Origin of the sequence: Frigoribacterium faeni (genome assembly GCF_011761235.1) — a bacterium.
Taxonomy (GTDB): Bacteria; Actinomycetota; Actinomycetes; order Actinomycetales; family Microbacteriaceae; genus Frigoribacterium; species Frigoribacterium faeni_A.
The window spans coordinates 199,378-211,789 of record NZ_JAAOYW010000001.1 but is presented as its reverse complement, the minus strand read 5'-3'; the positions used below and the strand labels follow the sequence as shown (position 1 = coordinate 211,789).

At 74.8% G+C, this 12,412-nt stretch carries 14 protein-coding genes; all 14 read left to right on the top strand.

Annotated features, from left to right (window positions below):
* Window positions 1-58 precede the first annotated feature (58 nt).
* The 14 genes from rpoZ (at window position 59) to trpC (ending at window position 12,410) form a co-directional block, all read left to right on the top strand.
* Window positions 59-325 carry a DNA-directed RNA polymerase subunit omega gene (gene rpoZ / locus FHR78_RS00970; RefSeq protein ID WP_166758666.1) on the top strand — a complete coding sequence of 89 codons (267 nt, stop codon included), beginning with the start codon at window positions 59-61 and terminating at the stop codon, window positions 323-325.
* Between the two features lie 190 nt (window positions 326-515).
* A complete protein-coding gene (gene metK, locus FHR78_RS00965) occupies window positions 516-1,700 on the top strand; it encodes a methionine adenosyltransferase (protein ID WP_166759636.1) in 1,185 nt (394 codons plus the stop codon).
* Window positions 1,701-1,710: 10 nt separating this feature from the next.
* Entirely contained in the window at window positions 1,711-3,726 is a 2,016-nt protein-coding gene (locus tag FHR78_RS00960) for a primosomal protein N' (protein WP_166758665.1), read from the top strand.
* Between the two features lie 14 nt (window positions 3,727-3,740).
* Window positions 3,741-4,691: a formyltransferase family protein gene (locus tag FHR78_RS00955; RefSeq protein ID WP_166758664.1), complete on the top strand. Its 951-nt coding sequence runs from the start codon at window positions 3,741-3,743 to the stop codon at window positions 4,689-4,691.
* Window positions 4,688-6,049 (top strand): transcription antitermination factor NusB, encoded by a 1,362-nt coding sequence (locus FHR78_RS00950; protein WP_166758663.1) that lies wholly within the window; start codon window positions 4,688-4,690, stop codon window positions 6,047-6,049. Before FHR78_RS00955 ends, FHR78_RS00950 begins: the two co-directional genes overlap by 4 nt.
* A gap of 35 nt (window positions 6,050-6,084) precedes the next feature.
* Window positions 6,085-6,750, top strand: coding sequence for a ribulose-phosphate 3-epimerase (gene rpe, locus FHR78_RS00945; RefSeq protein ID WP_166758662.1), 666 nt, complete (start codon window positions 6,085-6,087; stop codon window positions 6,748-6,750).
* Window positions 6,747-7,010, top strand: coding sequence for a phosphoribosyl-ATP diphosphatase (locus tag FHR78_RS00940; protein WP_166758661.1), 264 nt, complete (start codon window positions 6,747-6,749; stop codon window positions 7,008-7,010). The genes rpe and FHR78_RS00940 overlap by 4 nt, the downstream gene beginning before the upstream one ends.
* A gap of 67 nt (window positions 7,011-7,077) precedes the next feature.
* Window positions 7,078-7,917, top strand: a complete 840-nt coding sequence (gene hisG, locus FHR78_RS00935; RefSeq protein ID WP_166758660.1) for an ATP phosphoribosyltransferase — start codon at window positions 7,078-7,080, stop codon at window positions 7,915-7,917.
* 2 nt (window positions 7,918-7,919) lie between these two features.
* Window positions 7,920-8,696 carry an imidazole glycerol phosphate synthase subunit HisF gene (gene hisF, locus FHR78_RS00930; RefSeq protein ID WP_166758659.1) on the top strand — a complete coding sequence of 259 codons (777 nt, stop codon included), beginning with the start codon at window positions 7,920-7,922 and terminating at the stop codon, window positions 8,694-8,696.
* Window positions 8,693-9,169, top strand: a complete 477-nt coding sequence (gene hisI, locus FHR78_RS00925; protein WP_208392735.1) for a phosphoribosyl-AMP cyclohydrolase — start codon at window positions 8,693-8,695, stop codon at window positions 9,167-9,169. Before hisF ends, hisI begins: the two co-directional genes overlap by 4 nt.
* Window positions 9,162-10,688 (top strand): anthranilate synthase component I, encoded by a 1,527-nt coding sequence (locus FHR78_RS00920; RefSeq protein ID WP_166758658.1) that lies wholly within the window; start codon window positions 9,162-9,164, stop codon window positions 10,686-10,688. Before hisI ends, FHR78_RS00920 begins: the two co-directional genes overlap by 8 nt.
* Window positions 10,685-11,341, top strand: a complete 657-nt coding sequence (locus FHR78_RS00915) for a Trp biosynthesis-associated membrane protein (RefSeq protein WP_166758657.1) — start codon at window positions 10,685-10,687, stop codon at window positions 11,339-11,341. The genes FHR78_RS00920 and FHR78_RS00915 overlap by 4 nt, the downstream gene beginning before the upstream one ends.
* Before the next feature lie 46 nt (window positions 11,342-11,387).
* On the top strand, window positions 11,388-11,636 hold the full coding sequence (locus FHR78_RS00910) for a DUF6704 family protein (RefSeq protein WP_123547220.1): 249 nt from the start codon (window positions 11,388-11,390) through the stop codon (window positions 11,634-11,636).
* Window positions 11,637-12,410 (top strand): indole-3-glycerol phosphate synthase TrpC, encoded by a 774-nt coding sequence (trpC, locus tag FHR78_RS00905; protein ID WP_166758656.1) that lies wholly within the window; start codon window positions 11,637-11,639, stop codon window positions 12,408-12,410.
* Window positions 12,411-12,412 lie beyond the last annotated feature (2 nt).

Sequence of the window (12,412 nt, the reverse complement as noted above, 5' to 3'; positions counted from 1 at the left end):
GCGCCCCCGAGCTCTGCACCTGCCGGTGCCTGACAGAACCCCACAACGAGGAGTGACCATGGCCGACAAGAACAAGGGCATCATCGATCCGCCCATCGACGAGCTGCTGTCGAAGGTCGAGTCGAAGTACGCGCTCGTCATCTTCGCGTCGAAGCGCGCCCGCCAGATCAACGACTACTACGCCGACCTGCACGAGGGCAGCCTCTTCGACAACGTGGGCCCGCTCGTCGACAGCACCATCGACGACAAGCCGCTCTCCGTCGCGATGCACGAGATCAACGAGGACAAGCTCGAGGCCAAGCCCCTCGCGGCGACCGCCGAGTAGCTCCTCCCGCCCGACCACCGGTGACGGTGGTCGCCCGTACCATCGGCCGAGGCCCCCTGGGAGTCCATCCCGCGGGGCCTCGTCGCGTCAGACGACGCCTGCCCTCCCGCGACATCCCGCCCTCGACCCCGGAGCACACGTGACCTCGACCGACACGACGCCCACCCCCAGAGCGACGACCCCGAAGGGCCTGCGGCTCTTCACGTCCGAGTCGGTCACCGAGGGCCACCCCGACAAGATCTGCGACCAGATCTCGGACGGCATCCTCGACGCGCTGCTGGCGGTCGACCCGCAGAGCCGGGTCGCGGTCGAGACGATGGTCACGACCGGCCTCGTCCACGTGGCCGGCGAGGTCACGACCAAGGGCTACGTCGACATCCCCACGATCGTCCGCGACCTCATCGTGGGCATCGGCTACGACTCGTCCGCGGTCAGCTTCGACGGCCGCACCTGCGGCGTCGAGGTCTCGATCGGGGCGCAGTCGCCCGACATCGCGCAGGGCGTCGACACGGCGCTCGAGGCGCGGGGCGGCTCGTCCGACGACGCCCTCGACCGCCAGGGCGCCGGCGACCAGGGCATCATGTTCGGCTACGCCACGAACGAGACGCCCCAGTACATGCCGCTGCCCGTCTGGCTGGCGCACCGGCTGGCCGAGCGCCTGGCCCACGTCCGCAAGAGCGGCGAGCTCGAGTACCTCCGACCCGACGGCAAGACCCAGGTCACGGTCGGCTACGACGGCGTCGTCCCCACGACCGTCGACACGGTCGTGGTGTCGACCCAGCACTCGCCGAGCGTCTCGTCCCAGCAGCTCGAGGCGGACGTCATCTCGCACGTCGTGCGGCCCGTCCTCGACGAGGCGGGGCTCGACTCCTCGGCCACGCGGTTCATCATCAACCCCACCGGCCGCTTCGAGATCGGCGGCCCCCAGGGCGACGCGGGCCTCACGGGCCGCAAGATCATCGTCGACACCTACGGGGGAGCGAGCCGGCACGGCGGCGGCGCCTTCTCGGGCAAGGACCCGTCGAAGGTCGACCGGTCGGCCGCCTACGCGATGCGCTGGGTCGCCAAGAACGCCGTCGCGGCGGGCCTCGCCGACCGCATCGAGCTGCAGGTGGCCTACGCCATCGGCCGGGCGGCTCCCGTCGGCCTGTACGTCGAGACGTTCGGCACGGGGCACGTGCCCGACGAGGTCATCATCGAGGCCGTGGGCCGCGTCTTCGACCTGCGCCCGGCCGCCATCATCCGCGACCTCGACCTGCTCCGGCCGATCTACGCCGCCACGTCGACGTACGGCCACTTCGGCCGCGAGCTGCCCGAGTTCACGTGGGAGGCCCTCGACCGCGTCGACGCGCTCCGGGCCGCCGCCGGTCTCTGACCCGGCGAGCATGACCGTGCCCGTCCCGAGCGAACGGACCCCGGCCCGGGCCGTGGCACGGGTGCTGGTCGAGTCGCCGCTGCCCCAGCTCGACCGGTTGTTCGACTACGCCGTGCCGGCCTCCCTCCGCGACGAGGTGGCGCCGGGCATCCGCGTCAAGGTGCCCCTCCGGTCGGCCGGCCGCATCGCCGACGGCTTCGTCGTCGAGGTGGTCGAGTCGTCGGCCCACGGGGGCGAGCTCAGCGAGGTCGAGGCGGTCGTCTCGACGGCGTCCGTGCTCGCGCCCGAGGTGTGGGCGCTGGCCCGGGCCGTGGCCGACCGTGCCGGCGGCTCCGCCAGCGACGTGCTGCGCCTGGCGGTGCCGCCCCGTCAGGCCCGGGTCGAGAAGGCCCTGCTCGCGGCGGCGGTCGCGGCGGCCGAGTCGGGCGAGACCGTCGAGCCCCCGACCGTCGTCGCCAGCGAGGTGACGGGCTACCGGGCCGACCAGCTGGCGGGCATCGTCGCGGCGCGCGGCCGTGCGGCCGTCGACGCGATCCCCCTCCTGGTCGAGCTGCCGGACGGCGCGTGGGTCGGCCGGTGGGCCCTCACCGTGGCGCAGCTCGCCTCGGTCGCCCTGGCGGCGGGCGAGAACGCCATCGTCGCCGTCCCCGACCACCGCGACGAAGACCAGGTCCTGCGCGCCCTGGCCGCGCTGCTCCCGCCCGAGAGCGTCGTGCGCCTCGACTCGAAGCAGTCGAACGCCGACCGCTACCGGTCGGTCCTGCGTGCCCGCGGCGATGAGCCCCTCGTGCTCGTCGGCAACCGGTCGGTCCTGCTCGCCCCCTCCGCCCGTCTCGGCCTGATCGTCGTCTTCGACGACGGCGACCCCCTGCTGGGCGAGCCCCTCAGCCCTTACGTGCACGCCCGCGACACGGCGCTCGTGCGGCAGTCGCAGCAGCAGACGGCGCTCGTGTTCCTCGGGCACGCCCGCAGCACCGACGTGCAGCGGCTCGTCGAGATCGGGTTCCTGGCCGAGGTGCGTCCCGACCCCCGGTACCAGCCGCACGTCGTCCCCACCTCCCAGCAGGCCGCCCAGGACGGCTTCGCCGCGATGGCCCGCATCCCGTCGACCGCGTGGACGGAGGCGCGCGCGGCGGTCGAGCACGGCCCGGTGCTCGTCCAGGTCGCGCACCCGGGCTACTCGCCCCGTCTCGCCTGCACCGAGTGCGGCGACACGGCCCGGTGCACGCGGTGCGGCGGGCCCCTCGTGCAGCGCGCGCAGGGCGCCCAGCCGGCCTGCTCGTGGTGCGGCGCCCTCGCCGTCGGCTGGCGCTGCTCGACCTGCGAGGGGACGCACGTCAAGGCCGTCGGCACCGGGGCCTCCCGCACCGCCGACGAGCTGGGAAAGGCGTTCCCCGGGGTGCGGGTCATCGTGTCCGACGGCCAGCGCCTGGTCACGCACGTCGACGCCGAGCCCGCGATCGTGGTCGCCACCCGGGGGGCCGAGCCCCTCGCGCCCGGGGGCTACAGGGCGGTGCTGCTGCTCGACGGCGAACGCATGCTCGCCCGGGAGAGCCTCCGCGTGGCCGAGGACTGCCTCCGCTGGTGGGCCAACGCCGCCGCCCTGGCGGCTCGACGCGCGCCGGTCGTGCTCGTCGGCGTCGGCGGGGCCATCGCCTCCGCCCTCGCCACGTGGGAGCTCGCCCGCTACGCCTCCGGTGAGCTCGCCGACCGACGCGAGCTGCGCTTCCCGCCGGCCGTGCGCGTCGCCACCGTCACGGGCGGCGTCGAGACCGTGGCCCGCGCCCTCGACGAGCTGCCCGAGGGCGTGCGCCGCGAGACGCTCGGCCCGGTCGACGTGCCCGACGCGGGCGTGCGGGCGATCGTCCGGTTCGACTACGCGAGCGGTCACGACGTCGCCCAGGTGCTGCGGTCGCAGGTGATCCGTGCCGCCACGGAACGCCGCCGGGCGATCGGCTCACGGCGTGGTCGGGGGCTGCCTACACTCAGGGTGCGGTTCGACGACGTCGAGCCCTTCACCGACTGACCCCCAGGAATCCCGTGCGCCTCGTCTTCGCCGGCAGCCCGTCGGCCGCCGTCCCCTCCCTGACCGCCCTCGCCGCGAGCGAGCACGAGGTGGTGGCCGTCGTCACCCGTGACGACACGCCCCAGGGGCGGCGCCGTGTGCTCACGCCGACCCCCGTCGCCGTCGAGGCGGAGCGACTCGGCCTGCCCGTCGTCAAGACGCGCCGGGTCACCGACGACGTCGCCGCGCAGATCGCGGGCCTCGACGCCGACCTCGGGGTCGTCGTGGCCTTCGGGGCCCTCCTCCGCGAGCCCGTGCTGTCGGCTCCCCGGCTGGGCTGGGTCAACCTGCACTTCTCGCTGCTCCCGCGGTGGCGTGGAGCCGCCCCGGTGCAGCGCGCGCTCGTGGCGGGCGACGACCTGACGGGCGCCGTCGTCTTCCAGCTCGTGCCCGAGCTCGACGCCGGCGACGTGCTCGGCCTGCTCGAGCGTCCCCTCGACGGCACCGAGACCGCGGGCGCGCTCCTCGGCGAGCTCGCGGTCGACGGCGCGGTCCTCCTGCGCGAGACGATCGACCGGATCGCCGCCGGCAGCGCGGTGCCCGTCGTGCAGACGGGCGAGGTGACGCTCGCGCCCAAGCTCGGGCTCGAGGACGGCGCGCTCGACCTCGGGCAGCCCGCCCGCCGGGTCCTCGACCGGTGGCGCGGCACGACGCCGGAACCGGGCGCCCACCTGCCCCTCGGCGACGGGCGCCTCAAGGTGCTCGAGCTCCGCCCCGCACAGGCCGGCGAGGCGCCCCTGCAGCCCGGCCGGCTCGAGCTCCGCGGCCGGCGCCTCCTCGTGGGCACCGGCACCGAGCCGCTCGAGCTGGTCGTCGTGCAGCCGCCGGGCAAGAGGCCCATGCCGGGCGCCGACTGGAGCCGGGGGCTCGCCGACGCCGACGACCTGTCGCTCCTGTCCGCCGCAGGCCGGGAGGCGGGCGCGTGAGCCGCGTCCAGCCCGCCCGGCAGGTCGCCCTCGACGTGCTCCGCGCCGTCCAGGACGACGACGCCTACGCGAACCTGCTCCTGCCCGCCCGCATCGTGCGCGCCGGCCTCGACGCCCAGGACGCCGCCCTGGCGACCGAGCTGACGTACGGCACCCTGCGCATGTCGGGCTACTACGACCGCGTCGTCGCCCTCGCGGCCCGGCGCCCGGCCGACGCGATCGATCCGGCGCTCCTCGACGTGCTCCGGCTCGGGGTGCACCAGCTGCTCTCGACCCGGGTCGCGGCCCACGCCGCCGTCGACGAGTCGGTCGAGCTCGCCCGGCAGGTCGGCAGCCGCGCCGGCACGGGCTTCGTCAACGGCGTCCTGCGCACCGTCGGCCGGTCCACGCCCGACGAGTGGCGCGAGCGCGTCCTCGCCGCGGCGACGAGCGACGACGACCGCCTCGCCGCGGAGTGGTCCCACCCCGTCTGGGTCATCCGCGCGCTGCGGCGCTCGCTCGCGGCCGAGGGCCGGCAGGACGAGCTCGTGCAGCTGCTCGCCGCCGACAACGTGCCGCCGCGGGTCAGCCTCGTGGCGCTGCCCGGGCTGGCCGACGCGTCCGAGCTCGGCGGCGACGACGCCCTGCTCTCGCCCGTGGCGCGGGTCAGCTCGGGGGGAGACCCCGCCCAGCAGCCCGTCGTCCGCCAGGGCCGCGCCCGCGTGCAGGACGAGGGCTCGCAGCTGGCCGCGCTGCTGCTCAGCCGTCACGACGAGGCCGCACCGGGCGAGCGCTGGCTCGACATGTGCGCCGGTCCCGGCGGCAAGGCGGCCCTGCTCGCGGCGGAGGCGGCCCGCGTGGGCGCCCGGCTCGTGGCCAACGAGCTCGTCCCGGCGCGCGCCGGCCTCGTCCGGCAGGCGCTCGAGGCGGTCCCGGGCGAGGTCGACGTCCGCGAGGGCGACGCCGTGCGCTTCGGCGTCGACGAGCCCGGCGCCTACCAGCGCGTCCTGCTCGACGCCCCCTGCACCGGGCTCGGCGCGCTCCGCCGACGACCCGAGGCCCGGTGGCGCAAGAAGCCGGCCGACGTCGGCGACCTGACGCGCCTGCAGGCCGACCTGTTCGCGAGCGCCCTCGACGCCCTCGCGCCGGGCGGCCTCCTGGCCTACGTCACCTGCTCGCCGCACCTGGCCGAGACCCGGGCGATCGTCGAGTCGGGCCTGCGTCGCCGCGACGACGCCGAGCTGCTCGACGGGCCCGCCGCCGTCTCGCGGGTGGCCCTGGGCGAGGTCGACCTCGCGTCCGGCCCGTACGTGCAGCTGTGGCCGCACCGCCAGGGCACAGACGCGATGTTCGTCGCCCTGGTGCGCAAGCGGGCCTGAGGATCGAGGAGGCGCGTCGCCGGTAGGATCGCCCGGTGCCCGTTCGCATCAGCCCCAGCATCCTCTCGGCCGACTTCGCCAACCTCGAGCGCGACCTGAACCGCATCGCCGACGCCGACCTCGTCCACGTCGACGTCATGGACGGGCACTTCGTGCCGAACCTGACGCTCGGCCTCCCGGTCGTGGAGCGCATCCAGCAGGTCAGCCCGGTGCCGCTCGACGTGCACCTCATGGTCGACGACGCCGACCGCTGGGCCCCGCGCTACGCCGAGCTCGGCGCCTTCTCGGTCACGTTCTCGGCCGAGGCCGCCGCCGACCCCGTCGCCACGGCGCGCGCGATCCGCAGCAACGGCGCCCGCGCCTCCGTCGCCGTCAAGCCGGGCACCGACGTCGAGCCGTACCTGCGCACGCTCGACGCGTTCGACATGATCCTCGTCATGACGGTCGAGCCGGGGTTCGGCGGGCAGTCCTTCATGCCCGAGACGATGCCCAAGCTGGCCCGTGCCCGCGAGGCCGTGCGCGCCTCCGGCCTCGACGTCTGGCTCGAGGTCGACGGCGGCATCGGCCCCGACACCATCACGACGGCGGTCGCGAACGGCGCGGACACGATCGTCGCCGGCTCGGCCGTCTACGGCGGCGAGCCCGCCGAGCGCATCGCCGCGCTCCGGGCCGCCGCCGCGACGGTAGCCTTGTCGTCGTGAAGTCCTTCGACCAGCTGTTCTCCGAGCTCCAGCTCAAGGCCCGCGACCGTCCCGAGGGCAGCGGCACCGTCGCCGAGCTCGACGCCGGCGTCCACCAGATCGGCAAGAAGATCGTCGAGGAGGCCGCCGAGGTGTGGATGGCCGCCGAGTACGAGGGCGACGTCGCCACGGCAGAAGAGATCTCGCAGCTGATCTACCACGTGCAGGTGCTCATGGTCGCGAAGGGCCTGACGCCCGACGACGTGTGGCGACATCTCTGAGCCCGTCTCCACCACCTCACGACGCGACGCCGCCGACCGGCGGCCCCAGAACGGACAGCTCCCCACCATGCTCCGCGTAGCAGTGCCCAACAAGGGCTCCCTCAGCGAGACCGCCAGCCAGATGCTCCACGAGGCGGGCTACCAGGGCCGCCGCGACCCCAAGTCCCTGTACCAGGCCGACGAGCGCAACGGCGTCGAGTTCTTCTACCTGCGCCCGCGCGACATCGCGACCTACGTCGGCCAGGGCGCGCTCGACGTCGGCATCACCGGCCGCGACCTGCTGCTCGACTCGGGCTCGACCGCCGGCGAGATCGCGCCGCTCGACTTCGCCTCCTCCACCTTCCGCTTCGCCGGTCCCGCGGGCCGGTTCCGCGAGCTGGCCGACCTCGAGGGCCTGCGCGTCGCGACGAGCTACGTCGGCCTGGTCGGTGCGTTCCTCCGCGAGGCGGGCGTGACGGCCGAACTCGTCGGGCTCGACGGCGCCGTCGAGAGCGCCGTCAAGCTGGGCGTCGCCGACGCCATCGCCGACGTGGTCGAGACCGGCACGACCCTGCGGGCCGCGGGGCTCGAGGTCTTCGGCCCGGTCATCCTGCAGTCGACGGCCGTGCTGATCGCTTCCGACGCCCACGCCGCCGGCATCGACGTGCTGCACCGCCGCCTCCAGGGCGTCCTCGTCGCGCGCCGCTACGTGATGATGGACTACGACGTGCCGATGACGGCCCTCGAGGCCGCGACGGCCGTCACGCCGGGCATGGAGTCGCCCACGGTCGCGCCCCTGCACGACGCCGACTGGGCCGCCGTCCGGGTCATGGTGCCCCGCGGCGACACGAACCAGGTGATGGACGCCCTCTACGACCTCGGGGCCCGCGCCATCCTGGTCAGCCCGATCCACGCCGCGAGGCTCTGACCGTGACGACCGCCGACGCGACCCTCGCCGTCCGGGTCGTCCCCTGCCTCGACGTGGCCGCCGGCCGCGTCGTCAAGGGCGTCAACTTCCTCGACCTGCGCGACGCCGGCGACCCGGTCGAGCTCGCGCGCACCTACTACGAGCAGGGCGCCGACGAGATCACGTTCCTCGACGTGACGGCCACCGTCGACGACCGCGCGACGACCTACGACGTGGTCCGGGCGACCGCCGAGCAGGTCTTCATCCCGCTCACCGTCGGCGGCGGCGTGCGCACGACCGACGACGTCGCCCGCCTGCAGGCTGCCGGCGCCGACAAGATCGGCGTGAACAGCGCCGCGATCGCCCGGCCGGCCCTCGTGGGCGAGATCGCCGACCGCTTCGGCGCCCAGTGCGTCGTGCTCTCGCTCGACGTCAAGCGGTCGACGCGCATGCCCTCGGGCTTCGTGGTCACGACCCACGGCGGCCGCACCGAGACCGACGTCGACGCCGTGGCGTGGGCCCGAGAGGCCATCGAGCGGGGCGCGGGCGAGCTGCTCGTCAACAGCATCGACGCGGACGGCACGAAGCAGGGCTTCGACCTCGAGCTCGTGGCCCTGATGCGCGAGAACAGCCGGGTGCCCGTCGTCGCGTCGGGAGGCGCCGGCGCGCTCGAGCACTTCGCCCCGGCCGTCGCGGCGGGGGCCGACGCCGTGCTCGCCGCCTCCGTGTTCCACAACCGCGAGCTGACCGTCGCCGACGTGAAGCGCGAGCTGGCGGCGTCCGGCGCCGTCGTCCGATGACGAGGGAGCCCACCGTGACCGACCAGACGCTGACCCGCGAGACCGTCGAGCCCGTGGTCGCCCGCGCCCGCTTCGACGCGAGCGGCCTGCTGCCGGCCGTCATCCAGGACGTCGTCACGAAGGACGTCCTCATGATGGGCTGGATGGACGAGGAGGCGCTCCGCCGCACCCTGACCGAGGGCCGGGTGACCTTCTGGTCGCGGTCCCGGCAGGAGTACTGGCGCAAGGGCGACACGTCGGGCCACGCCCAGTTCGTCCGGGCCGCCGCCCTCGACTGCGACGACGACGCGCTGCTGGTGACGGTGGAGCAGATCGGCGCCGCCTGCCACACCGGGGCGCGCTCGTGCTTCGACGTCGACCCCCTCAGCCCGGCCACCGCCTCCTCGGCGACGGTCGGGGCGGACGCGGCGGACGCGACGTCCGAGGCGGACGACGCCGGGGACGACACCGCAGGGGAGGCCGGCCGTGGCTGACCGCTCCTCGACGACGCGCCCGGCGTTCGACGCCCTGCTCGCCGGTCACCGCGTGGTGCCGGTCGTGCGCGACCTCTTCGCCGACGGCGAGACGCCGGTCGGCATCTACCGCAAGCTCGCCGCGGGCCGTCCCGGCACGTTCCTGCTCGAGTCGGCCGGCCAGGGCGGCATCTGGTCGCGCTGGTCGTTCGTCGGGGTGTCGTCGTTCGGCGTGCTCACGACGCACGAGGGCGAGGCGCGCTGGCTCGCCCACGGGCTCGAGGCCGACCGGGCCCTCGGCGGCGCCACGGGCCGGCCCCTCGAGGTGCTGTCGGCCCTGCACGAGCGGTGGGCGACGCCCCGCATCCCCGACCTGCCGCCCCTCACGGGCGGCCTGGTCGGCTTCGTCGGCTGGGAGGCGGTGCGCGAGCTCGAGCACCTGCCCGAGGTCCCGCCCGCCGACTTCTCCGTCCCCTCGCAGGCCCTGAGCTTCGTGTCGGAGCTCGTCGCCCTCGACCACCGCACCGGGGCGGTCATGCTCATCGCCACCGTGCTGAACGACGGCGTCGACGACGGCGACGCCCTCTGGGCCGACGCCCAGGCCAGGCTCGACCGGCTGCAGTCCGACCTGGCGGCGCCCAGCGAGGCCCACCTCTCCGACGTCGACCTCGGGGTGCAGCCGACACCGGTCGACCGGACGACCGTCGACGACTACGCGGCCGCGATCGAGCGGTCCAAGCGCTTCATCCGCGACGGCGACGTCTTCCAGGTCGTCGTGTCACAGCGGTTCGACCACGAGGTCACCGCCGACGCCCTCGACGTGTACCGGGTGCTGCGCACGCTCAACCCCAGCCCGTACATGTACCTCGTGAGCCTCGAGGACGCCGACGGCGAGCCCTACCAGATCGTCGGCTCGTCGCCCGAGGCGCTGGTCAAGGTCGACGGGCGGCGCGCCTTCACGCACCCCATCGCGGGCTCGGCCCCCCGCGGAGCCACGCCCGAGGAGGACGGCCTGCACGCCGACCGCCTGCTCGGCGACGAGAAGGAGCGCGCCGAGCACCTCATGCTCGTCGACCTCGCCCGCAACGACCTGCTGAAGGTGTGCACGCCGGGCACGGTCGAGGTCACCGAGTTCATGCAGGTCGAGCGCTTCAGCCACATCATGCACCTCGTGTCGAGCGTCGAGGGCGACCTCGCCCCCGGGCGCAACGCCATCGACGCGTTCCGTGCGACGTTCCCGGCGGGCACGCTCTCAGGGGCCCCGAAGCCCCGCGCCCTCGAGATCATCGACGAGCTCGAGCCCGCCCAACGCGGCGTCTACGGGGGAGTGGTCGGCTACTTCGACTTCGCCGGCTCGGCCGACGTCGCCATCGCGATCCGCACCGTGCTGCTCCAGGGCGGCACCGCCCGCGTGCAGGCCGGCGCCGGGCTCGTGGCCGACAGCGACCCCGTCGCCGAGGCGCAGGAGGCGCGCAACAAGGCCGCGGCCCCCCTGCGCGCCGTCGCCGTGGCCAACGCCATGACGAGGCTCGGGCGATGACGCCGCGCCGGCTCAAGCTCGTCACGATCCTGGTGGGCGTCGTGCTCGCGGGCCTCGGGCTGCTCTCCTGGACCCAGCCCTGGTTCGGCGTCGTGGTCGACTCGCCCCAGGGCGGCCGGCTCGACCTGACGGCGGCGGGAGACGTGGCCGGCTCGCCCGTGTCCGCCCTCTCCCTGGCGGCCCTCGCCCTCGTCGGCGCCCTCACCATCGCGGGCCGGGTCTTCCGGGTCGTGCTGGGTCTGCTGCAGGTGGCCCTCGGCGCCAGCGTCGCGCTGACGGCGGGCACGGCCCTGGCCGACCCCGTCCGCGCCTCCGGGAGCGTCGTGACCGACGCGACCGGCGTCGACGGACAGGACAGCCTGCGGGCCCTCGTCTCGTCGACGGCGGCGACGCCGTGGCCGTGGCTCGCCCTCGTCGTCGGCGTCCTGGCCGCGCTCCTGGGCGTCGCGATCGTCGTCACCTCGGGCTCGTGGCCGCAGGCCGGCCGCAAGTACACCAGCACCCGCCTGGTGCCCGCCGACCCGACGAGCGACCCGAGCGCCACCTGGGACAGCCTCTCCGTCGGCGACGACCCGACCGACCCCGACGAGCCCGCCCCGCCGGTCGAGGGCACGGACCCGCTCTCGGACGCCGACGGTCGTCCCGGCCGGTAGACTCAGCCAGTACCGCACTGATCCGAGGAGCACCGTGAGCCAGCAGATGACGAAAGCCGCCGAGACCGAGACCGCCGACGACCTCGGCCACGGCAACTCCCCGGCGGCCTGGACGGCCGTCGTGATCATGCTCGTCGCGTTCTCCATCGGCACGGTCGCGTTCTTCTTCGCCGTCGTCTGGGTCGTGTGGGCCTCCGCCGCGCTGCTGCTCGTCGGCCTCGTCGTGGGCCTCGTGCTCAAGCGCGCCGGCTACGGCGTCGGCGGCCACCGCTACGTGCCGAAGGCGCACAACTAGGTGCTCGACGACCTGTACGCGGGCGCCCTGGCCGACGCCGACGCCCGACGCTCCGTCGTGCCCGCCGCCGTGGTCGAGGCCGCGGCCCTCGACCGTGCGCCGGCGCTCGACGCCCGCGCCGCCCTGGCCCCGGCCGCGGGCGTCAAGATCATCGCCGAGGTGAAGCGGGCGAGTCCCTCGCGAGGCGACCTGCACGCGATCCCGGACCCCGCCTCCTTGGCCTCGTCGTACGCGACGGGCGGCGCCAGCGCCATCAGCGTCCTGACCGAGGGCCGCAGGTTCAAGGGCAGCCTGGCCGACCTCGAGGCCGTCCGCGCCGCCGTCGAGGTGCCCGTGCTGCGCAAGGACTTCATCGCCGACCCGTACCAGGTCCTCGAGGCCCGTGCCGCGGGCGCCGACCTCGTGCTCCTCATCGTCGCCGGCCTCGAGCAGGCCCGCCTGGTCGAGCTGCACGACCTCGTGCGCCAGCTCGGCATGACGGCCCTCGTCGAGACGCACTCGGCCGACGAGGTGTCGCGCGGGCTCGACGCGGGGGCCGAGCTGCTCGGCGTCAACGCCCGCGACCTCTCCACCTTCGAGCTCGACCCCGACCTGTTCGGGCGTCTGGCCGACTCCATCCCGACCGGCGTCACCCGCGTCGCCGAGTCCTCCGTCATGTCGCCCGCCGACGTGGCGCACTACCGTCGCGCCGGCGCCGACGTCGTGCTCGTGGGCGAGGCCCTCGTCACGCACGGCGACCCCGTCGACGCGCTCACCCGCTTCCTGGAGGTCTGACC

What these genes read in the sequence shown, in the direction of transcription:
- FHR78_RS00910 (WP_123547220.1), top strand. Translation starts at nt 11,388, where the DNA reads ATGACGAAAGCCGCCGAGACCGAGACCGCCGACGACCTCGGCCACGGC.
- FHR78_RS00960 (WP_166758665.1), top strand. Translation starts at nt 1,711, where the DNA reads ATGACCGTGCCCGTCCCGAGCGAACGGACCCCGGCCCGGGCCGTGGCA.
- FHR78_RS00915 (WP_166758657.1), top strand. Translation starts at nt 10,685, where the DNA reads ATGACGCCGCGCCGGCTCAAGCTCGTCACGATCCTGGTGGGCGTCGTG.
- hisI (WP_208392735.1), top strand. Translation starts at nt 8,693, where the DNA reads ATGACGAGGGAGCCCACCGTGACCGACCAGACGCTGACCCGCGAGACC.
- hisG (WP_166758660.1), top strand. Translation starts at nt 7,078, where the DNA reads ATGCTCCGCGTAGCAGTGCCCAACAAGGGCTCCCTCAGCGAGACCGCC.
- rpoZ (WP_166758666.1), top strand. Translation starts at nt 59, where the DNA reads ATGGCCGACAAGAACAAGGGCATCATCGATCCGCCCATCGACGAGCTG.